The organism is Flavobacterium jejuense, from assembly GCF_006491595.2.
GTDB lineage: Bacteria > Bacteroidota > Bacteroidia > Flavobacteriales > Flavobacteriaceae > Flavobacterium > Flavobacterium jejuense.
The window spans coordinates 21,944-42,544 of record NZ_VEVQ02000007.1 but is presented as its reverse complement, the minus strand read 5'-3'; the positions used below and the strand labels follow the sequence as shown (position 1 = coordinate 42,544).

The following is a 20,601-nucleotide window of genomic DNA, read 5'->3' as shown; positions in this document are numbered from 1 at the left end:
TTACTATTCTTCACATTTAACAATGTCTACGCATTCTCCTGGATCTATTTGATCATTACCATTTGTATCATGGTGAATATCACAAACACCTGTCACCCAAGTTGTACTTGTGTTTTTAGGATCATTTCTACCACCAGTTATAATTGTTAAATCAGCGTTTAATTTTTCCTTTTGAAAATCTTCTATTTTTTTCATAATTTTTAAAATTAATAATTAATACAGTCATACTTTGTGTTCGTCAAAACATTTATTTAAGGTATGGCTGTTTTTTTTTAATTGGTTTTTACTTAAAAACAACAACAAAGCCAACTTTCTCTTTATTCTTGCTTAATAGTTTTGTTTTAGAAAGTCTATTAATTCCTATTTTGCTCGTCTTTTTTTAAAGGGTTACTAACAGCTGAATCAATCCCTTCATAGTGGCCAACTATATTTTTGAGTTCTATTCTTCCCATTCAAATTTTAACTCTCTACCTCTTATGTGTTCACTCTTAATTATTTTAGCACCTCTCTGAGTAAACTTCAACATAGCTTGATCGCTTAATTTATTGTTTTCCAATTCACTTCTTGTAATAAATTCTTTTAAAGAAATTTTATTTAATTTTCTATTTATACTATAACTATCTATTATTAGATTAAAGTTTATTTTACTTACACTCCATATAAATTGAGTAGAATCATCATGTATTTGTAATACTAAACCTGGTAGATTATTAAATTTCCATGGTGCCTGATTAATAGGTAATTCTGTCGTAAACCATGCTGTATACTTTCTTCCTCTAAAAAAGGCAGTTGCCTTATTACATGTATAATTAGAAATTACTTTAGTCTCATCTGAAAATTCCCAACTAATATTCTTTGCAATTTCATAACAAACGATATTTTCTTTATCAATATAATCTACATTATAAAGAGTGTCTCTATTTTTGCTGTACAATTGAATTCTCTTTTCGTCTTTACTTCCTAAAACTTTATTAATATTTTTTTCATTATTAGTTTCATTTATTTCTACATTAGTGTTTTCATTTTTTGCCACTTCAAAATAATAATTGTATTCATAACTACTAGAAACTACAAGTTTACCCTGTCTTTGTAGAAGACCTACTTGTACGTCATACTCTATAATTGTAACAGATTGAGCTAAGCAAAGTAAAGGAGCAAAAAGAAATAAAGTTTGAAGAAATTTCATGTTTTTTTTGTGAATTTAGTAATTACTAAAAATAAGTATTTATTTAATGGAAGCAAAAAACTCTTCACAACTTTGTTCTACTTCAACATAGTATACTTTAGAAGTTCCGTCAGTAAATACTAAAGTTACTTTTAACAAACAACCAAAAAACACATTACTATTTAATTCTTCAACTGACATTTGTGTATTGTCTTTTAACGTAGTCTTGTAAGTACTATTTATAAACATTTCATTATTTTCAATAGTAATGATTGAATTTAATAAGACTTTATCACTGGCAAAACCAGTAAAAGTGAATAAAACGGTAGCAATTAAGCCAAATACTAATTTTTTCATAAATTTGTTATTTAATTAAATTAATTACAGTCATACTTTGTGTTCGTCAAAACATTTATTTAAGGTATGGCTGTTTTTTTATAGTTGGTTTTTACTTAAAACAACAACAAAGCCAACTTTCTCTTTATTCTTGCCTAATAGTTTTGTTTCAGAAAGTCTATTAATTCCTATTTCGCTCGTCTTTTTTTAAAGGGTTACTAGCAGCTGAGTCAATCCCTTCATAGTGGTTAACTATATTTTAAAAATGGTGGTTGCAGTAATTACTCTTCTTCTTTTATCTTATTCATACTTATCTAAAAACTCTAAGATTTTTTTAAGAACCTTAATTAGATAATATAATATTACAAGAATAGTTATAATTAAAATGAGTTGTAATATAAAATCTATGTCTGGCATATAATAATGGTTTTAGTTCTAAAAATAGGCATATATATAAATTCTTTATTTCGATTTCAAAACTAGAGGAGTTTTTTAAGGTTTGCAAACAAAGTAACCCGACATTCAGGAATTACGATACGTTATTTAATATTTTCCAAACAAAAAACTATGTTAAGTCTTGAAATATAGTACTTTTGAATGAAATAATATTTTACAAAAATGAAACAATATTTTATTTATTTTTTCTTCGTTTTCTTCTTTTCTTTCTTCGTTTTACATGCTCAAGTGGATGAAATAACCTTAGAAAAAATAACATTTAAAGAATTGTTACAAAATTTTGCTAAATCCGAAGGTAATTTGGAACTGCAAAAAAAATACGCAAGAATATTTTTAAATAAAGCTAAAAAAAGTGATAGTCAATTGATGATCGCTAAAGGATATTATATGACATCTTTGCTTTTTGATTCTCATGAGTCAATAAAATATTTAGACAGTGTAGCCTATTATTCTGAAAAAGAAAGTAATGAGAAATTTCCAATGATTGCGTTTTATGAAAAAGCTGTTAAGTTAGATATATTAAGAGAGTTTAATTTAGCCCTAGAAAATTATATTAAAGCTGAAAATTGGGCTAAAAAGAATAATGATTTAGATTATGTCTTTAAATCAAAATACTCCATTGCTTTATTAAAATCAGAAGATATGGGGGAACCTTACGATGCTTTAGTCTTATACAAGGAATGTTATGTGTTTTACAGAGAAAACAAGGAGTTAAATAATGCATTTTATGAAGATTATTTAAGATCTATTTTTGCAATAGCTGATGTATATAAGAGTTTAAAAAATATAGATTCAACATCTTTTTATAACAGATTAGGATATGTGGAATCATTAAAAAGTAATAATGAAAGATTATTAGCTTTTTTTATTTTAAATGAAGGAGCTAATCAATATTTAAAGAAAAATTATAAAGCAGCAATTGATAGTATTGATAAGGCACTACCTTTAATGAAAAAGTATAACGACAAAATAAATCAAATTGCATCCTATTATTATTATGCTAAATCATTTCAAGGGTTGAAACAAATTGATAAAACAGTTAAGAATTATGAAAAAATAGATAGTGTATATAAACAATCAAAATATTTAACACCTGAGTTTGTGGATGGCTATCATTATCTAATCAAGCATTATAAAAAGAAAGGAGACAAAGAAAAGCAACTATATTATCTTAATGCATTAATGAGTATTGACAGTATTTTTCAAATCAATTATAAAGAATTAAGTAAAAAACTTAAAACTGAATATGAAATTCCAATATTAATACAAGAAAAAGAGTCTATTATCAATAGTTTAAATCAAGATAAAAAAACAAATTATTGGATTATTGGACTACTTGGTTTTGGAGTTACATTGAGTTTGGTATTATTGAAACGATTAACACAGCAAAAAAAGCAATACAAACAGCGTTTTGAAGTATTGATGAACGAACAAAAAAATAAAAATGAAGAAAAAGATGCGGTGGAAATTAATAATAAAGAGAGTAGAAAAGATGATAGTTTAGGAATTGCATTTGAAATCGTTAAAAATATAGCAGACCAATTAATGATTTTTGAAAAACAAAAACATTTTTTAAAACCCAATATTACAGTGCAAAGTTTAGCTCAACAAATGGAAACCAATTCCAAATATCTATCAATCGTTGTCAATGCGGAAAAACAAAAATCATTTTCTAATTATATAAACGATTTACGTGTAGATTACGCAGTTTCTGAATTAAAAAACAATAAAGAAATTCGTAAGTATACAATTGCTGCCATAGCAGAAGACGTAGGTTTTAATACATCAGAATCGTTTTCTAAAGCTTTTTTTAAACGCACAGGCTTAAAACCTTCATATTTTATAAAAGAATTAAGAGAACTTTAACAGTTTGTTTTTAAATACTTTACACTTTACCACAACAAGACATTCCTGAATATCGTGTAATACTTTGTATTTCTTAAGAGAGTTTTTAAAAATCAAAACTATATTTGTTATCGAACAATTTAAATAATTATATTATGAAACGAAAAGAAAATAAAAAATTTGATTTAGAAAAATTTGAAATAGCAAAGTTAAAAAATCAAAGAACTATTATTGGAGGTACAGGAGACGCTACAAATACTGATACAGGAGGGGATAAAGTGAAAGATAAGGATAATTCAAGTCTTAGTTGCTTATTAAAAGATTTCATAGGAATATAAAATTATTGTTTATAATTCTTTACTTAAATTATAAGTAGTTATGGATAGTAAAGAATTATAAACAAAAACAAATAAAAAACATGAAAAAAATTATCTTATTACTGGTATTATTTATTTCTACTACAAGTAATGCACAAAAATTAAGAGAATATTCTAGATATTGGGCTTCTTTTACCCAAACCTTAAATATTGAATCAAAAACTACTAAGAAATTTAAAGTTGAGGCATCTGTAAAAGTGGTCACAGATGATAAAATGGCATGGGCTGGTTTATGGGTAGCCACCATAAAAAAAGATAACGAATATGGTTTCTTTGACAACATGAATGATAGACCTATTAAATCGGACAAATGGCATAATTACGTAGTTGAAGGGACTATTGATACTGATACTAAGAGTATAGAATACGGAGGTTTTTCTGTAAATAATGGTCAATTTTTATTTGATGATTTTAAACTATATATTGAAAATGATAAGGGCATTTTAGAATCTGTATCTATTTCTAATGGAGGATTTGAAAAGAAGGTAGAAAAAGAAAGTATACCAAGATGGGATTTGGATAAAATAAATGATAAATTCGTTAAAATTAAAGAATTTGACATGTCATCCTCTACTGACAAAGTAGAAGGAAAACAGGCTTTATTGATTGAAGGCAAAGGTATTATTTATAAAGATACAAGAAAAATAAAACCAGTTGAAGAAGCTTCTCCTCAAATAGGAACTTTAATTGCTATGCTTGATAATTTAAAAGACAGAGTTGAAAACCAAGTGAAAAACATGAGCCAATACGAGTTAGATTATCTTCACGATGACAAAGCTAATCGCATTGGATCCTTAATCATGCACTTAGCGGCAGCTGAAAAATTCTATCAAGTATATACTTTTGAAAACAGGGAATTTAATGAAGAAGAGAAAAAAATCTGGGAAGTACCTTTAGATTTAGACCAAGGCGGTCGTGATGAATTAAGAGGTCATGATGCACAATATTATTTAGACATTTTTAATGAAGTAAGAGCTAAAACAATAGCTGAATTAAAAAAACGAGATGATGCTTGGTTAATGGAAGTTCATGAAAAAAGTGGCATGAATAATTTCTTCGGATGGTTTCACGTTATGGAACATCAATCAAGTCATTTAGGGCAAATCTTATTTTTAAAGAAAAGAATTCCACCAGAACCAGAAGTGAAATTAGAACAACCTATTAAGAATTAGTTTTTTAACTTACTTATAAAATCCTTTACAGAATGACAAGTTTGTGGATGTAGCTTGTGATTAAAAAGCACGCTGATTTTGCAGATTGAACTAGCTTTCGGGTAAAAAACACAAGGCCCATAGGAACGACTCATGTTGTAGCAACGTGATTTTAATCCGTTGGTATAAGAAAATAAAAAATGATTTTGTTTGTGGAGTTACGAGTGAGATCCTTTACAGGATGACAAGTTTGCGTGTAAGTATTCTGTTTAAAAAAGCACGCTGATTTCGTAGATTGAATTAGTTTGCGGAAAGATGTTAAAATGATTTTGTTTGCTGAGTTGCGAATGAGATCCTTTACAGCATGACAAGTTTGTGGGTGTTGTTTGTGTTTAAAAAGCACATTGGTTTCAAAAACTTGCCTTGCTGAAGCACAAAGTATAATTTATAAAATAATAAAATAAGATGCTGAAACAATCCCGAAATATCGGGACAGCATAACACAATACTATTTTCTGATATTGATTTTAGAATTTACCCTTTTATGAATAATTTTTCTACTTTCCCTACTTTTGTACTAAGAACACCCTTATTACCCGTTTCTTATTACACTTCATTATTAGAAAAGTACAGTCAGGAAGCCGTTTTTGAAACCCTTAACAATGCCTATGTAAAAAATGCCATTGCCTTAGCCTCACCAGAATTACTAAGTGAGTTAGAAAAACACAGAAGCAATCCATTACATCATAGAGTCGATCAAGTAAAGCAACTTGAAATATCTTTGCTTAAATACATCGCCCGCCTAACATCAAGAGCTACTCCTTTTGGATTGTTTGCTGGTTGTAACACAGGGCATTTTTCAAACGAAACAAACGTAAGATTACTTCATAAAAAAAACTATAGCATTCCTACTCAGTTTGATATGCAGTTTTGGACGCATCTGTTACAAGAACTGGGAAAAGAAACTCAAGTAAGAGAGAAATTAGTTTATTTTCCTAATTCTTCTTTGTATTCTATTGGTTCTTTTTATCGCTATGTAGAATATAAATTTGTAAATAAAAGACGCGAACATACTATTGCTGCTGTTAGAAAAAATCCTTTTGTAACGCTTATTTTAGAACATTGTAAAACAGGTAAAAGTGTTTCTGAATTAGTTTCTTTAATTATCGATAACGAAGCAGAACGTGAGGAAGCGACTTCTTTTATTCATGAATTAATAGACAATCAACTATTAGTAAGCAATCTAGAAGCTACTGTTACGGGTGATGACGAAATTAATCGAGTACTTGCTATTTTAAAGCCCATTCCTTCGGTAGCAAAAAAAACACAACTACTAGAAGAAATAAGTGAAAAGTTAATAGTTTTAGAGAACAACATCAATGCCCATCGAACTATTTCAACAGAAATAATTAAGAAAGTAAAACAATTAGAAATTGATTTTGATGAAAAGTACCTTTTACAAACCGATTTACACATAAAAACTAAAACCGCTACAGTAAACACTACTATTGCTAGAAAACTCCAACAAGCCATTTCGTTTTTAGAGCGTTTGCAAAGCAAAACCACAAATGCCAACTTAGAAGCATTTAAAAAAGCTTTTTTAAATAGGTATGAAACCAAAGAAATGCCTCTTGCTATAGTATTAGATTCTGAAGTAGGAATAGGTTATTTACAAGGATATCGAATGAATGATTCGCATCCTATCTTGGATTCGTTTTCAATTGCTAAACAACACAACAGCACTACAACTGTTGAGAATTGGAGTAAACTTGATTATTTGTTAGAAGAAAAAATAAGGCATAGTGTTACAACCAATGAGTTCGTTTTACATTTAAAAGACGAGGATTTTAAAGATTTCAGCACAAATAACAACCTCTTACCTCCTACTTTCTCAGCAATGATTGAAATCTTTCAGGAACTGGATCAAGAAACCCTTGTATTGGATTCGTTAGGCAATTTTAGTGCAACTAAGTTAATAGGTCGTTTTTGTAACGGTGAAGCAACTATTCATGATTTAGCCAAAGAAATTGTTACCAAAGAAGCTCATTTACATCCTACTAGTATTTTAGCTGAAATAGCTCATCTTCCAGAATCGAGAACTGGAAATGTTTTAAGAAGACCCTTATTAAGAACTTACGAAATTCCTTACTTAGCCAATAGTATAGCCCCTAAAGAACAACAAATTGAGATTGAAGATTTACTGATTTCGGTAGTCAATAAAAATATTGTTTTAAAATCGAAACAATTGAACAAAATTATTATTCCTTGTCTGTCTAACGCTCACAATTATAGTAGTAACGCTTTACCTATTTATCAGTTTTTATGCGATTTACAAGGACAAAATACGCATCCTGTTTATAAATTTGATTGGGGAATTTTAAAGCACCATTACAACAATTTCCCTAGAGTAGTTTATAAAGAAGTGATTTTAGCCAAAGCCAAATGGTATGTCTATCATGACGAATTAAAAACGATTGCTTTTGGGACTAATTTTGAAGAGTGGAAAGCTAAAAAACAAATTCCAAGATATGTAACTATCGTTAATGGAGATAATACCTTATTAATTAATCTAGAAAAAGAAATCTGTTTTGAAATGATGCAAAAAACAGCCAAATCAAATGGAAAAGTTCTTTTAGAAGAATTTTTGTTTACCAATGAGAGTGTGGTGAAAGACGAGGAAAATAACAATTATGCCAATCAGTTTATAGTATCGTTTTATAGAGAGTAATGTTGTCTATTTTCAGTTCTATGTTGTAGGTTGTAGGTTGTAAGTTTTTGAAATTGAAAATTGCACTTAGACAAGATTAGTGTGACAATAATTAAATTAAAAAATCAGCGAGAATCCGTTTAATCTGTGTTCCAATAAAAGTATATGAAAAGAACATTTAGCTTAGGAAGTGAATGGTTGTATTACAAAATCTATTGTGGTGTAAAGACTGCCGATTTTATTCTTACCGATAATTTGAAAGAAAAAATTGAGTTTCTTATCGAAAACCAACTCATTTCAAAATGGTTTTTTATTCGATATAATGATCCTGATTCACATATTCGTCTGCGATTTAAAATCAGTACTCCTGAAAATTTAGGGCTAGTCATACAACACATACAGGAAATTCTAACTCCTTTACAAGAAGAAAACCTCATCTGGAAGATACAAACTGATACTTATGCAAGGGAAATAGAACGTTATGGTGCTACTACTTATGAAATCTCAGAATCTATTTTTCAAGCCGATAGCGAACTAATTCTAGATTATATTAGCTTAAAACCTCATTTTGAAAACGAGACTACTTCCATTTTATTTAGTTTTTTGGCCGTGGACCAATTTCTAAATTTGTTTTTGCTATCTAAAGAAGAAAAAATGAAATTATTAGATCGTTGGCAATCTTCTTTTAAAACGGAATTTCAAGCCGATAAAAATTTAAAAAAAGAATTCGATAAAAATTATCGCAACATCGAAAAAGAATTGGATGCTCTTTTGTCTTTTCAAAAAACAGACACTTTAGCTCCTATTTATGATGTAATTCTTTTAAAAAACGAAAAAATAAAAGACTATATCCCTGAAATTAAAACCCATTTAGAAATAGACTTATCTTCTTTTTTAAGCAGTCACGTTCACATGATGCTCAACCGTCAATTTACTTCTAGACAAAGAGAATACGAATTACTCATTTACGATCATTTATATAGGTACTATAAGAGATGTCTTTTTATGAAGAAAAAAGAATAAAAGAGAATGCTAATTTAAAAACTAAACACACAGACCCTTTTCAAAAAAAATACAAAAAAACACAAAGACTTTTTAGATTTTATTGACACTCTCTTTCTGTAAATACACCTTACTCAAAAAGAGCTAAAATCTCTTTTACCAATCCAGCAGTCATGGGTTTATTGATAAATTTCTTTATCGATTTGAAATCTAATGCTCTTTTTTTGTCATCACTATTCATCGAAGAAGTCAGCATAACTACCACAATAGCTGTTTGCTTCTCTTTTTCTAAACTTTCATAATGCTCAATAAATTGCCAACCATTCATAATAGGCATATTAATATCTAATAAAATTAAATTGACCTCCTCTTTCATTTCGTCTAAATACTGTAGCGCTTCTTTAGCATTCTGGAAGATGACAATATTTTCAGAGGCATTCATCTGATTCAAAACAATTTCATTATACTTGTTAGTAAAGGGGTCATCATCAACCAACATAATTCGCTTTAGTTTTTTCATTTGTTATTTATTTAGACAGTGTAAAATAAAAGGTGGTTCCTTTACTAACTTCGGATTCAACCCAAATAGTACCTCCATGCATGTTTACAATTTTTTTACAATGTGATAGCCCTATTCCTGTTCCTTCTATTTTATCTCTTGTGTGCAAACGCTGAAATATTTCGAAAATTTTACCATAATGTTCTTCTGCAATTCCAATTCCGTTATCGGAAATTGAAAACTGATACATTTCAGGTAATTCTTCTGCTTTTATTTCTATTACAGGAGGTACGTTCTCTTTTTTATATTTAATAGCATTTACAATAATATTCTGAAAGAGTTGGATTAAAGAGCTTTCATACGCTTTGAACTTGATATCTTTTCCTAAAAAATGTAATGTTACCTTTTCTTTTTGTATCAGGTCAGATAAATCTAATTCCAAATTATTTAGTAATTCGCTAACTTGTACTTCCGATTTTTCTTTTTCTCTTCCTAGTTTAGAATACTCCAGCAATGAGGTAATAAAATTTTTCATTCTTACCGCTGACTTTTCAATAATCTCGATACTTTGAGTACCAATCTCTCCTAATTTTTCAAACTCATTCTTTCTTAATAAGGAAGACCATCCAATTATTGAATTAAGCGGCTCTTGTAAATCATGTGAGGTGATATAGGTGAACTGTTCTAGTTCTTTATTTTTGTTGCTTATTTCTTTTATGTAAGCCTCAAGTTCGCGTTCTGCTTTTTTACGAGCTGTGATGTCTTTAATGAATACATGAATAACAGGTTTGTCTCCAATAATGAATTTACACGGAGTGGCTTCGGCTGCAAAAACAGATCCATCTTTTCTTTTAAAACTGGTTTCTACACTCAGTTTTTCCTTCTGTCTCATTTCGTTTAAAACTTCAACAGAATGGTCTAACTCTTCAGGAGTATGAAGTTCGAATATGCTTTTTGCTAAAAGTTCCTCATAAGAATAGCCAAACTGATCCACTGCACTATCATTGACATTGATGATATTCATTTCCATATCATGAATGATAATCGAAATAACAGAATATTTAAACATTTGCTCATAAATGTCACCATCTCCATTAATTTGTTGAAAATCAGTAGGCAATTCTGACCTCTTATTGGATGTATTTTTTTTGCTTACTTCTTTCATCGTTGTTGTTTGAAAATATACTCCTACATATCAATAACATAGATAAGAGTAACTGTTTGTTTGTTAGATGTAATTTAGCAAAAAAAAACGAATGTAAAATCTTTAAGTTGCAAGTTTCTTTTATTTATTTGCAAGCTATTTTTATTGGCTCCTATACCCAAAAAAATAATTGCTAAAAAAAGCTATATTTCTTACAGCCTTTCTATGTTTTTTCTTCTTTACTCTTCTCCAATTGCTTTTTAATTTTCTCCAACAAAAGCACATAATCTTCTTGTTTCTTTACAAAGTCCAAATCAGAAACATCGACAACCAATACATTCAAATCGGTTTGAGTTTTGATGTAATCGAGATAACCACGATTAATTTTTTCTAGGTATTCCGCTGGAATTTCTTGTTCGTAACTTCGACCTCTTTTTTTTATATTAGCTAAAAGACGTTCGGTGTTTTGGTACAAATAAATATACAAATCGGGTTTTGAAGTTTCCCTATGGATGATATCAAACATGGTTTTGTACAAACGAAATTCGTCCTCATGCAAGGTAACTTTGGCAAAAATCAAAGACTTAAAAATATGGTAATCGGCCACAATAAAATCTTTAAATAGATCAAATTGAGCCAAATCGTCTGTTAATTGTTGATATCGATCTGCTAAAAAAGACATTTCCAGAGGAAAAGCATAGCGGTTTTGGTCTTTGTAAAATTTAGGTAAGAAAGGATTGTCGGCAAAACGTTCTAAAACTAATTTAGCATTACAATCTTCTGAAATTTTGGTAGCCAAAGTGGTTTTTCCTGCCCCAATATTACCTTCAATAGCAATATAATTATACTGTTGTAATCCCAGTTTCTCAATAGGAGAATGTATGGAGTGAACTATCTCGCACTTACTATCATCTTCAGTATTTTCAATTAACTCTGAAACCGTTTTTTTAAGAATAGGATGCATCCAATCCCCTTTTACCTCTTTCAAGGGAAACAAGACAAAATTCCTATTTTGCATTTGAGGATGTGGAATTTGCAAACTTTCGGTAGCGATAATCTCTTCATCGTAAGCAATGACATCTAAATCTATAATTCGGGCTTGATAACCTTTTTCGTTGGTTCGCACTCTTCCCATTTGTTTTTCAATTCTAAGCAATTGAGAGAGTATTTTTTGAGGTGATTTGTAAGAATGCAACAAAAGTATGCCATTAAAAAAAGCATCACTTTCAAAACCCCAAGATGGTGTTTCATAAACTTTAGATACTTTCACAACACTAGCTACCTCTTGATGGAGTAAAGCAATAGCTGTTGTCAAGTTTTCTAAACGATTGCCTTGATTACTTCCTATGGAAACCAGTATTTGATGTTGTTTTTTCATCCATGGCAAAATAACAAACAATTTTAGATTTATAATTTCTATTTTCTATTTTTTTATGAACATGTAACATTTTATTCATTTATAAGACATATAGGAGATAAAATTAAATGAATAGAAAAATGAAATTTTTAGGAAACGTATTAGCCACTGTCATAGGGATTTTTGTATTCTGTATGGTCTTCTTTTTTGGACTTATCTTTTTAGGAGCCATTATGGGTAGTGATAAAGATACTGTAAAAGTAAAAGACAACACAGTCATTGAATTAGACCTGTCTAAAGTTACTCTTGATTATGGAGGAAAAGTAAACTTTAAAGAGTTTAATTATTTTGAAACCAAACATGATGGCCTTATTGATATTATTAATGCTATTGATGCTGCAAAAACAGACGATCAAATAAAAGGAATTTCGATTTTAAATAATCAATCCCAATTAGGAATGGCTCAGAGTAAAGCTTTGAGAGATAAATTAGAAGATTTTAAAAAATCGGGTAAATTTATTGTAGCGTATTCTAATGTTATTTCGCAACGTGATTACTACTTAAATTCGGTTGCTGATAGTGTGTATTTAAACCCTATAGGTGAATTAGATTTCAAAGGCTTATCGTCTGAAGTATTATACATGAAAGAACTTCAAGAGAAAACAGGAATTAAAATGGAAATCATTCGTCATGGAAAATACAAAAGTGCTGTAGAACCTTTCTTAGCACAAGAAATGAGTCCTGCAAACAGAGAGCAAATTACCGTTTTATTAAATTCGGTTTGGAGCACAATTGTAACTGATATTTCAAAAAGCAGAAATATTTCTGTGGATAGTTTAAATAGTATCGCAAATTCGTTAGGTGCTAGAACTCCTGAATTAGCATTAGCAAAACATTTAGTTGACAAAGTGGCTTATGAAGATGAATATCATAATGCTATTAAAAAGAAATTAAAGGTAAAAGCCGACGAAGATTACAAAACGGTTGACATTTTAAAATATGCAAAAAAAGTAGCTACTTCTGCTACAGATTTCTCTAAGAAAGATATCATTGCTATCGTTTATGCGCAAGGTGAAATACAAGGCGGTGAAGGTGATGTAAACATCATTGGTGAAGGAGCTGTAAAACGATCTTTAAAAGAAGCTCGTGAAGATGATAATGTAAAAGCAATTGTTTTACGTGTAGATAGTCCTGGAGGAAGTGCTTTAACTTCTGAATTGATATGGAGAGAGATTGAAATTACCAAAAAAACAAAACCAGTTGTGGTTTCTATGGGTAATGTAGCGGCTTCTGGTGGTTATTATATTTCTTGTAATGCAGATAGAATCTTTGCTGAACCAAGTACAATTACCGGTTCTATTGGTGTATTTGGTATGTTACCAAACATGAGTGAATTAGGAAAAAACATCGGTATTAATGCGGAACAAGTGAAAACACATAAAAATGCTTCTGGATACAGTTTGTTTGAACCAATTGACGACAACTTCAAAGCATTTACTTTAGAAAGTATAGAAAATATCTATGCCACTTTCTTAACCAGAGTAGCTACAGGAAGAAAAATGACAACTGAACAAGTAGATGCTATTGCACAAGGAAGAGTTTGGACGGGTAATGATGCTTTAAAAAATGGCTTAATAGATGAATTAGGAGGTTTAGATGATGCTTTGAAATATGCTGCTAAAATTGCCAAAATAAAGGATTATAGAACGGAAAATTATCCTGAATACAATAAAAGTCTTGAAGATCTATTAGGTAATTTAACAGGTATTTCAATGTTCCAATCTAAAGAGGCATTGTTAAAAGAGCAAATTGGTGAAGAAAGTTTTCAATTATTAGAACAAATCAAAAGAGCCAATCAATTGAAAGGAATTCAAGCAATTATGCCTTTTGAACTAAAGATAAAATAGTTTTTACTTATAAAACTAGTACTAAAAGCTATTTCTTTCGTAAGATTGAAATAGCTTTTTTTTGTAAACTTGTATTCTTAATTTTTATAAATGAGCTTACAAGACAAACTTTTAGCCCAAAGAATCTATTTAATCTTAGCAAGTTTATTTATTTGCTCTTTAGTAGTTTCTAATCTTATTTTTCAGAAATTCTTTTATTGGTATCCTTTTGGAGATTTTGAAATTTTTGGAACCAAATTATTTCAAATTTCTGTTGGTATCATTCCTTATCCCATTACTTTTTTAATAACCGATATTATTTCTGAAATCTATGGTAAAAAAAGAGCCAATCAAGTCGTAACAACGGGTATTTTCGCTTCTGTCTTCTCATTGGGAATCATTTATATCGCAAATGCTGTTCCTGCTATTGAAAATTCTCCTGTAACTGATCCTTTATTTACAAAAGTTTTTGGACAAACTGCTTTAGCTGTTATTGCATCTATGCTTGCCTATCTTTTTGCGCAATATATCGACATTCAGGTATACCATTTTTGGAAAAAAGCAACAAAAGGAAAGAGGCTTTGGGTTCGGAATAATTTTTCCACCATGACTTCTCAAGCTATTGATACTTTATCGGTTTTATTTCTTTTGTGTGCTTTTAAGATTTTACCTTGGGATTTATTCATTCCTTTATTCATCAGCGGTTTTCTTTTTAAAGTCTTTATTGCTCTAATAGATACTCCGTTTATGTATTTGGCCGTTTATTATTTTAGAAAAAGATTTCTCTTAAAAATAAACGAAGAACTTCACATCGATTAATTGAAATTATATAAAAAATTATCAGAATCTTAATACATTCTTTTTCATTTTGGTAGTACATTTGTAAACAAATCTATAATTTCCAAAATTCAATCACTATGGCTAAAAAGTTTACATTCAAGAAAGTACTAAAAATAGTAGCGATATTTCTTCTCGTATTTGTAGTTGCCTTAGCAGCTGCACCTTTTATTTTTAAAGACAAAATTAAAGCTTTGGTTTTAAAATCAATCAATGAAAATGTAGATGCTAAAGTTGCTTTTGAAGACGTGGATTTAAGTTTGTTTAAAAATTTTCCAAATGCAAATGTTACCATAGATAAACTAAGCATTATAAATAAAGCTCCATTTGAAGGAGACACTTTGTTTTATTCTGGAGAAATGAACCTAAAGATGAGCATTAAAGAATTGTTCAAAGGAGATGATGAAGCAATGAGTTTGAAGTCATTTAGTAGCACTAATGCTATTGTCAATGTTATTTTCAATAAAGAGGGTTTAGGTAATTTTGATATTGCTTTAAAAAACCAAGAAGAAGAGGACGCTTCAAAAGAAGAGAGCAAGCCTTTTGCTTTGAATATTCAAGAATATGCCATTAAAAATATGCGTTTTACTTTTCTTGATGAAGCTTCTAATATGAAAATGGTTTTAGATAGTATCAATCATGAAGGAAAAGGTAATTTTGCCCAACAAAAATTAGATTTAGATACCAAAACTACTGCAAAAGTATCTTTTAACATGGACAATACAAATTTCATGAAGAATGTTGCCCTATCACTAGATGCTGTTTTAGGAATAGACTTGGACAAAAGTAAATATGATTTTAAAGACAATAAGGCTTTAATCAATCAATTACCATTAGAGTTTAATGGCTTTATTCAAATGTTAGAAGAAGGTCAACTTTATAGCTTAACCTTTAAAACACCTACGTCTGATTTTAAAAATTTCTTAGGACTAATTCCAGAAGCCTATGCTGGAAATATTAGCCAAGTAAAAACAACTGGAGAATTTAGAGTTTCTGGAAAAGTAGACGGTAAACTTACTGAAACTACTATTCCTAAATTCAATATAGAATTAGCTTCTAATAATGCTTCTTTCCAATACCCTGATTTACCAAAATCGGTTAGAAATATTAGTATTGACACACATATAGTAAATGAAACTGGCTTAATGAATGACACTTATGTAAATTTAGACAATTTATCTTTTTCCATAGATCAAGATGTCTTTAATGCAAAAGCCACTGTTAAAAACTTAACCGTAAATCCTCTTATAGATGCTGCATTGAAAGGTACTATTAATTTAGCTAATGTTACTAAAGCTTACCCTGTTCAACTAGACAAACCTTTAACAGGTATTTTAAAAGCAGATGTTACCACTAAATTTGATATGAAATCAGTTGAAACGAGTCAGTATCAAAATATTCAAAATGCAGGAAACGTTTCATTAACAGGATTCAAATATGAAGGTCCTGAAATGGCAAAACCTTTTGAAATCAATAAAACTTCGATTACATTCAATCCAAATCAAATTCGATTGAATGAATTTGATGCTAAAACTGGTTCGTCTGACATTCAAGTTAGCGGTGGATTAGATAATTTGTATGGTTTTTTGTTTAAAAAACAAGTCCTAAAAGGAAAATTTGACATGAACGCTTCCCGTTTAGTTGTTTCTGATTTTATGGCTCCTACAACAACCACTTCGGATGATGGTAAGAAAACCACAACAGAAGCTGTTAAAATACCTTCTTTCTTAGATTGTAGTATAACTGCAAAAGCTGGAACCGTTGTGTATGATAATTTAGATTTAAAAAATGTAAGTGGAAGCCTTGCCGTCAAAGATGAAGCAATAACTTTAAGTGATTTGAAAATGGATGTTTTCGGTGGAAGCATCGGCTTAACAGGTAGTGTTTCAACAAAAGGAAATAAGCCTAAGTTTGATATGAATTTAGGATTAAATGCTGTTAATATTGCTGAGTCATTTTCACAATTAGAAATGCTAAAAAGTATAGCTCCTATTGCCAATATTATTAATGGTAAATTAAATTCTACTATTAAATTGTCTGGAGATTTAACAGATGATATGACACCCAATTTAAAAACGATTTCTGGTGATTTAGCAGGTCAATTATTGTCTCCAACCGTAAATGAGAAAAACTCCACTCTATTAACCGCTTTAAGCTCTAATGTAAAGTTTTTAGATATTAACAAATTAAATTTAAATGATTTAAAAGCTTCTTTATCTTTCAAAGACGGGAAAGTGGCTTTAAAACCTATGAATTTAACCTATCAAGATATAAACATGACTGTAGGTGGAACACATGGTTTTGATCAATCTATGAATTATGATGTAAAATTTGATGTTCCAGCTAAATATTTAGGGAAAGAAGTTACTAGTTTATTGACTAAGTTAACTCCTGCAGACCAACAAAAAATTGAAAGTGTCCCTGTAACAGCTAACTTAACTGGGAACTTTAGTAATCCAAACATTAAAACCGATTTGACACAAGCTACAACTAATTTAGCTTCGCAAATTGTAAAAATGCAAAAGGAAAAATTAATAGGTGAAGGTACAAGTGCATTAACCAACTTATTCAACGGCAATAAAGACAACACAGCAGCTGCTACCGACTCTACTAAAACTACACCTACAAAAGAAGACGTAAAAAATACAGTTAAAGATAAGGCTAGTGATGCTATAAAAGGATTATTTGGCAATAAGAAAAAGAAAGAATAATTTATACAAACTATAATTACAAATCCCTTTTTTTATTGAAATAGGGATTTGTTTTTTATATTTGGAATAGCAAATAAACAGGAAACAATAATTTTTATTATTATGAAAATACAACTCCTTTTTTTAGTTGCAATTTTTATTTTAATTATTAATTCTTGTGATACCAAAAAAGAAGTGAATAGCAATATGCGAATTAGAATACATTTCTGAACCATGCATTGCTTTTGAAGGACTTTTTCTAGACAATAAACTAAATGTTTTAACAGAGAAGCCAACGAAGTTAGAGGAAATGATACTTCCAACGGACATATTGCGAAACATACTTTAGAAGATTCAAAACCAAGATCTAGTAGAATGCTTTATTGTAACGAAGTTGAAAATTTTTCCTAAATAGGATGAAAAAATAAATCAATAAAGTTTTAAAAAAACTGAATTTAATACTGATTGATATTCCAATGATGCGATTTTAAAAAAGAGTAATTAACTAAATTTATATCTATGAGCAAGATTGAATTTCCTTCAAAAGCTTTATTTATGTGCGATGGAAGTAAATGTGGTAAGCACAAGGAAATAAAAAAGTATTTTAAAACAACAATAAAAGAAAATCATTTGAAAAAAGAAATTGAAATTTTTAAAATGGAGTGTTCTGATCGTTGTAAAAATGCTCCTATTCTATATTGTCAATCCGAAAACAAATGGTTTGATAAAGTTGATTTAGAACTAGCAAAAACTATAATGGCTAAATTAATTTCATAAAAAAGAGCCCTTTGTAATTTAATTTCACAAAGGGCTCTTTTTTTTATTTTTCATTTAAACTCCGATTTTTGCAATTTGTTTGTCTAATTCAAATTTACCACAGGCTGAATCTTCATCAATTAAATCAAAAAGTTCTAATGCTCTGCGTGCGTTCTTTTCTTCTTCTCGTTGCTCTTTAACATACCACATCATAAATTCTTCAGTAGCGTAATCATTTTCTAATCTGCACTTTGCAATTACTTTATTTACTGCATTAGTTACAGTAATTTCATTTTGTAAAGCAATTTCAAAAACATCTCTAAATGATTCAAATTCTTGTTGCACTTTTGATACGTCTGGAGTTATTGCAATTCCTCCCATTTCTGTAATATACTTAAAAACTTTAAGGAAATGTTCACGTTCTTCTTCGGATTGCTTGTACATATATTCAGCAGTTTCCACATAGCCATTTCTATCTAACCATGCTGCCATTGCTAAATATTTTGTAGAAGCATCACACTCTATTTTTGATTGTAGGTTTAATAACTTTTCAACTCCTTCATTCAAAGCAGTGTTTCTTCTTAATAAATCTTTCATTTTCCCTCATTTTTTAATTTCAACATAAATTTACTGAAATAAATCTGACTTTAATAAAACGAGTATAAATTTGAATTTAATCTAAATAAGAAACGGCTACATCGCTTAATACTTCATTAAGCATAGAATTAAGTACTAATGCAAATTTAGTTCCATTTAATAGCTCTCTAAGTTGCACGATCTCACAGATTGTAAGATTTCTTGAAAATTTCTTTTGGGTAGTTTCAATTAATTTAAAATCACATTTATCAGATAAATCATATAGCATGTCTAGAATATCAACACTATTCACTTTTCTCTGAAAAATTAAAAAATCTTGAACTTTATATTTTGAAGTTATCCCACTAAAATTAATAATGATACTATTCGTTTTATCACATTGATAACTATATCCATTTTTGCTTTCAAACAAAATGTCATTTTTAAAATTATTGTTAACAGCCATAAATCACAAAATATTTACTGCAAAAATAAGGACTTATATTGAAATCACAAAAATTATTTATATTTAATCCAAATAAGAAATGTGTTTTATTTTAAAAAGTAGCATTTTCTTTATTTGAAATAGGCTTTTTAATTTTTAACTGTATATTTGAACATACACTTTGAAAAATAAATTATGGAACACCAAAAAAACAACTCAGATATTGTATTACTACTTGTAGTAGCATGGATGCTTTTTTCAAGATTATTTTGGTTTATAATCCCTAAAGTATTTACCTCATATTATGAATTCTATTGGTTTCCAATTGTAAATAGTGTTCTAACTTTACTATGGATATGTATTCCTTTTGCGATTGCTTACACTATAAAAGATAAAGACAAACAACTTTTAGCATTAGTATTTGCTGGAATTTACTCATTATTTAATTTATATGAAATAGCACAAATGTTTTCAAATAGTAGCTTTAACTTTTAAACACTCATTTTTACAACATATCCTTCGTAAGAACGAATATTAAAAACCGTTCCATCTTCAAATACTAAATATTGTCCTTTAATCCCCATTACTTTTCCTGTATAAAGAGGTGTTTTATCTAAATTTAGACTACTTACCTTTTTAGGATATTGCAAAACGGGGAATTGCAAGTCATATATTTTTTCATGTTCAGCAAAATACGGTTGAGCCTCTTTGGGTAACCAATCAAATGTTTTTTTTCTTTCTATTTGTAAATCTGCCGGCAAAACGTCATTTTTAAGCATTTTCTGCCAACTTGTTTTATCTGCAAAATGATTTTTTAAGGCAACCTCTGTAATTCCAGCTAAATATCTATTAGGCACTTCAACAATTGGAACAGCTTGAACTGCTCCTTGATCAATCCATCTTGTTGGTACTTGTGTTTTTCTTGTTACTCCAACTTTTACTTCACTAGATAAAGCGAGATAAACAATATGAGGTTGTAATTGCACTCTTTTTTCATACTCTAAATCTCTATCTTCAATATCTAGATGCGCTGTACTCAGTTCGGGTCTCATAATCCAATCGCCCACTGCTGGACTGCTCATAAAACAATCGTAACAGAATCCTTGTCTAAAAATCTTTTTAGGTTGTCCACAATTCAAACATTGGTAACCTTGAAATGTAATCGTTATTTCCTTGTCTAATAATTGATTGACATTTAGAAAGCTATCTTCAAAAACCAGGTAATATTGAATAGGATTTGCTAATTCAGTCTGCATTTTTTGAAGTACACCTTGATATATCATTTGCTTTTTAATTTTTTAATGAGTTTAGATTTAAAAAAAATGTTATTTTTGGTAAAGTTATCATTCGTATTTTATAATTCATAATTTGT

20 protein-coding genes are annotated in these 20,601 nt (G+C 29.3%); 10 read left to right on the top strand and 10 right to left on the bottom strand.

Going from position 1 to position 20,601, the window contains the following annotated elements; genetic code table 11:
* Positions 1 to 3 precede the first annotated feature (3 nt).
* The 3 genes from FIA58_RS11665 to FIA58_RS11655 all read right to left on the bottom strand — a co-directional run bounded on the left by FIA58_RS11665 (position 4) and on the right by FIA58_RS11655 (position 1,522).
* Complete coding sequence (locus FIA58_RS11665) at positions 4 to 195, bottom strand: hypothetical protein (protein ID WP_140962669.1); 192 nt, start codon at positions 193 to 195, stop codon at positions 4 to 6.
* Between the two features lie 244 nt (positions 196 to 439).
* Positions 440 to 1,186, bottom strand: coding sequence for a GLPGLI family protein (locus tag FIA58_RS11660; RefSeq protein ID WP_140962668.1), 747 nt, complete (start codon positions 1,184 to 1,186; stop codon positions 440 to 442).
* Positions 1,187 to 1,225: 39 nt separating this feature from the next.
* Positions 1,226 to 1,522, bottom strand: coding sequence for a hypothetical protein (locus FIA58_RS11655; protein WP_140962667.1), 297 nt, complete (start codon positions 1,520 to 1,522; stop codon positions 1,226 to 1,228).
* Between the two features lie 597 nt (positions 1,523 to 2,119).
* Here FIA58_RS11655 and FIA58_RS11650 point away from each other — a divergent pair.
* The 5 genes from FIA58_RS11650 to FIA58_RS11630 all read left to right on the top strand — a co-directional run bounded on the left by FIA58_RS11650 (position 2,120) and on the right by FIA58_RS11630 (position 9,060).
* The gene (locus FIA58_RS11650) at positions 2,120 to 3,823 is read left to right on the top strand and encodes a helix-turn-helix domain-containing protein (protein WP_140962666.1); all 1,704 of its coding nucleotides are present in this window, start codon (positions 2,120 to 2,122) and stop codon (positions 3,821 to 3,823) included.
* A gap of 134 nt (positions 3,824 to 3,957) precedes the next feature.
* Positions 3,958 to 4,140, top strand: coding sequence for a hypothetical protein (locus FIA58_RS11645; RefSeq protein WP_140962665.1), 183 nt, complete (start codon positions 3,958 to 3,960; stop codon positions 4,138 to 4,140).
* A gap of 80 nt (positions 4,141 to 4,220) precedes the next feature.
* Positions 4,221 to 5,351: a mycothiol transferase gene (locus FIA58_RS11640; RefSeq protein WP_140962664.1), complete on the top strand. Its 1,131-nt coding sequence runs from the start codon at positions 4,221 to 4,223 to the stop codon at positions 5,349 to 5,351.
* Positions 5,352 to 5,874: 523 nt separating this feature from the next.
* On the top strand, positions 5,875 to 8,058 hold the full coding sequence (locus tag FIA58_RS11635) for a lantibiotic dehydratase family protein (RefSeq protein ID WP_140962663.1): 2,184 nt from the start codon (positions 5,875 to 5,877) through the stop codon (positions 8,056 to 8,058).
* A 144-nt stretch (positions 8,059 to 8,202) separates the two neighbouring features.
* Complete coding sequence (locus tag FIA58_RS11630; protein ID WP_140962662.1) at positions 8,203 to 9,060, top strand: thiopeptide-type bacteriocin biosynthesis protein; 858 nt, start codon at positions 8,203 to 8,205, stop codon at positions 9,058 to 9,060.
* Positions 9,061 to 9,169: 109 nt separating this feature from the next.
* On the opposite strand, the gene FIA58_RS11625 is transcribed toward FIA58_RS11630, so the two are convergent.
* The 3 genes from FIA58_RS11625 to folK all read right to left on the bottom strand — a co-directional run bounded on the left by FIA58_RS11625 (position 9,170) and on the right by folK (position 12,060).
* Positions 9,170 to 9,559: a response regulator gene (locus FIA58_RS11625; protein WP_140962661.1), complete on the bottom strand. Its 390-nt coding sequence runs from the start codon at positions 9,557 to 9,559 to the stop codon at positions 9,170 to 9,172.
* Between the two features lie 7 nt (positions 9,560 to 9,566).
* Positions 9,567 to 10,703 carry a sensor histidine kinase gene (locus FIA58_RS11620; RefSeq protein WP_140962660.1) on the bottom strand — a complete coding sequence of 379 codons (1,137 nt, stop codon included), beginning with the start codon at positions 10,701 to 10,703 and terminating at the stop codon, positions 9,567 to 9,569.
* A 202-nt stretch (positions 10,704 to 10,905) separates the two neighbouring features.
* Positions 10,906 to 12,060: a 2-amino-4-hydroxy-6-hydroxymethyldihydropteridine diphosphokinase gene (folK, locus tag FIA58_RS11615; RefSeq protein WP_140962659.1), complete on the bottom strand. Its 1,155-nt coding sequence runs from the start codon at positions 12,058 to 12,060 to the stop codon at positions 10,906 to 10,908.
* A 119-nt stretch (positions 12,061 to 12,179) separates the two neighbouring features.
* Here folK and sppA point away from each other — a divergent pair, with 119 nt between their 5' ends.
* The 3 genes from sppA (at position 12,180) to FIA58_RS11600 (ending at position 17,473) form a co-directional block, all read left to right on the top strand.
* Positions 12,180 to 13,946 (top strand): signal peptide peptidase SppA, encoded by a 1,767-nt coding sequence (gene sppA / locus FIA58_RS11610; protein ID WP_140962658.1) that lies wholly within the window; start codon positions 12,180 to 12,182, stop codon positions 13,944 to 13,946.
* Positions 13,947 to 14,036: 90 nt separating this feature from the next.
* Positions 14,037 to 14,744: a queuosine precursor transporter gene (locus tag FIA58_RS11605; protein WP_140962657.1), complete on the top strand. Its 708-nt coding sequence runs from the start codon at positions 14,037 to 14,039 to the stop codon at positions 14,742 to 14,744.
* A 98-nt stretch (positions 14,745 to 14,842) separates the two neighbouring features.
* On the top strand, positions 14,843 to 17,473 hold the full coding sequence (locus FIA58_RS11600; protein WP_140962656.1) for an AsmA-like C-terminal region-containing protein: 2,631 nt from the start codon (positions 14,843 to 14,845) through the stop codon (positions 17,471 to 17,473).
* Between the two features lie 141 nt (positions 17,474 to 17,614).
* On the opposite strand, the gene FIA58_RS11595 is transcribed toward FIA58_RS11600, so the two are convergent.
* Positions 17,615 to 17,794, bottom strand: coding sequence for a hypothetical protein (locus FIA58_RS11595; protein WP_140962655.1), 180 nt, complete (start codon positions 17,792 to 17,794; stop codon positions 17,615 to 17,617).
* A 177-nt stretch (positions 17,795 to 17,971) separates the two neighbouring features.
* On the opposite strand from FIA58_RS11595, the gene FIA58_RS11590 reads away from it, so the two are divergent.
* Positions 17,972 to 18,229 carry a (2Fe-2S) ferredoxin domain-containing protein gene (locus tag FIA58_RS11590; protein WP_140962654.1) on the top strand — a complete coding sequence of 86 codons (258 nt, stop codon included), beginning with the start codon at positions 17,972 to 17,974 and terminating at the stop codon, positions 18,227 to 18,229.
* Positions 18,230 to 18,283: 54 nt separating this feature from the next.
* Here the strand turns inward: FIA58_RS11590 and FIA58_RS11585 are convergent, their stop codons facing one another.
* Together FIA58_RS11585 and FIA58_RS11580 are read right to left on the bottom strand one after the other, a co-directional pair.
* The gene (locus FIA58_RS11585; protein WP_140962653.1) at positions 18,284 to 18,805 is read right to left on the bottom strand and encodes a ferritin; all 522 of its coding nucleotides are present in this window, start codon (positions 18,803 to 18,805) and stop codon (positions 18,284 to 18,286) included.
* 76 nt (positions 18,806 to 18,881) lie between these two features.
* Positions 18,882 to 19,250, bottom strand: a complete 369-nt coding sequence (locus tag FIA58_RS11580; RefSeq protein WP_140962652.1) for a hypothetical protein — start codon at positions 19,248 to 19,250, stop codon at positions 18,882 to 18,884.
* 174 nt (positions 19,251 to 19,424) lie between these two features.
* Between FIA58_RS11580 and FIA58_RS11575 the strand changes: the two genes are divergently transcribed.
* Positions 19,425 to 19,724, top strand: coding sequence for a hypothetical protein (locus FIA58_RS11575; RefSeq protein ID WP_140962651.1), 300 nt, complete (start codon positions 19,425 to 19,427; stop codon positions 19,722 to 19,724).
* Here the strand turns inward: FIA58_RS11575 and FIA58_RS11570 are convergent.
* Positions 19,721 to 20,512 carry a DUF2797 domain-containing protein gene (locus FIA58_RS11570; protein ID WP_140962650.1) on the bottom strand — a complete coding sequence of 264 codons (792 nt, stop codon included), beginning with the start codon at positions 20,510 to 20,512 and terminating at the stop codon, positions 19,721 to 19,723. The genes FIA58_RS11575 and FIA58_RS11570 overlap by 4 nt on opposite strands.
* Between the last annotated feature and the right edge of the window lie 89 nt (positions 20,513 to 20,601).

What these genes read in the sequence shown, in the direction of transcription:
- FIA58_RS11620 (WP_140962660.1), bottom strand. Translation starts at nt 10,703, where the DNA reads ATGAAAGAAGTAAGCAAAAAAAATACATCCAATAAGAGGTCAGAATTG.
- FIA58_RS11640 (WP_140962664.1), top strand. Translation starts at nt 4,221, where the DNA reads ATGAAAAAAATTATCTTATTACTGGTATTATTTATTTCTACTACAAGT.
- folK (WP_140962659.1), bottom strand. Translation starts at nt 12,060, where the DNA reads ATGAAAAAACAACATCAAATACTGGTTTCCATAGGAAGTAATCAAGGC.
- FIA58_RS11625 (WP_140962661.1), bottom strand. Translation starts at nt 9,559, where the DNA reads ATGAAAAAACTAAAGCGAATTATGTTGGTTGATGATGACCCCTTTACT.
- FIA58_RS11660 (WP_140962668.1), bottom strand. Translation starts at nt 1,186, where the DNA reads ATGAAATTTCTTCAAACTTTATTTCTTTTTGCTCCTTTACTTTGCTTA.
- FIA58_RS11600 (WP_140962656.1), top strand. Translation starts at nt 14,843, where the DNA reads ATGGCTAAAAAGTTTACATTCAAGAAAGTACTAAAAATAGTAGCGATA.
- FIA58_RS11635 (WP_140962663.1), top strand. Translation starts at nt 5,875, where the DNA reads ATGAATAATTTTTCTACTTTCCCTACTTTTGTACTAAGAACACCCTTA.
- FIA58_RS11570 (WP_140962650.1), bottom strand. Translation starts at nt 20,512, where the DNA reads ATGATATATCAAGGTGTACTTCAAAAAATGCAGACTGAATTAGCAAAT.
- FIA58_RS11650 (WP_140962666.1), top strand. Translation starts at nt 2,120, where the DNA reads ATGAAACAATATTTTATTTATTTTTTCTTCGTTTTCTTCTTTTCTTTC.
- FIA58_RS11605 (WP_140962657.1), top strand. Translation starts at nt 14,037, where the DNA reads ATGAGCTTACAAGACAAACTTTTAGCCCAAAGAATCTATTTAATCTTA.
- FIA58_RS11645 (WP_140962665.1), top strand. Translation starts at nt 3,958, where the DNA reads ATGAAACGAAAAGAAAATAAAAAATTTGATTTAGAAAAATTTGAAATA.
- FIA58_RS11580 (WP_140962652.1), bottom strand. Translation starts at nt 19,250, where the DNA reads ATGGCTGTTAACAATAATTTTAAAAATGACATTTTGTTTGAAAGCAAA.
- FIA58_RS11590 (WP_140962654.1), top strand. Translation starts at nt 17,972, where the DNA reads ATGAGCAAGATTGAATTTCCTTCAAAAGCTTTATTTATGTGCGATGGA.
- FIA58_RS11585 (WP_140962653.1), bottom strand. Translation starts at nt 18,805, where the DNA reads ATGAAAGATTTATTAAGAAGAAACACTGCTTTGAATGAAGGAGTTGAA.
- FIA58_RS11630 (WP_140962662.1), top strand. Translation starts at nt 8,203, where the DNA reads ATGAAAAGAACATTTAGCTTAGGAAGTGAATGGTTGTATTACAAAATC.
- FIA58_RS11595 (WP_140962655.1), bottom strand. Translation starts at nt 17,794, where the DNA reads ATGTTTCGCAATATGTCCGTTGGAAGTATCATTTCCTCTAACTTCGTT.
- FIA58_RS11655 (WP_140962667.1), bottom strand. Translation starts at nt 1,522, where the DNA reads ATGAAAAAATTAGTATTTGGCTTAATTGCTACCGTTTTATTCACTTTT.
- FIA58_RS11665 (WP_140962669.1), bottom strand. Translation starts at nt 195, where the DNA reads ATGAAAAAAATAGAAGATTTTCAAAAGGAAAAATTAAACGCTGATTTA.
- FIA58_RS11575 (WP_140962651.1), top strand. Translation starts at nt 19,425, where the DNA reads ATGGAACACCAAAAAAACAACTCAGATATTGTATTACTACTTGTAGTA.
- sppA (WP_140962658.1), top strand. Translation starts at nt 12,180, where the DNA reads ATGAAATTTTTAGGAAACGTATTAGCCACTGTCATAGGGATTTTTGTA.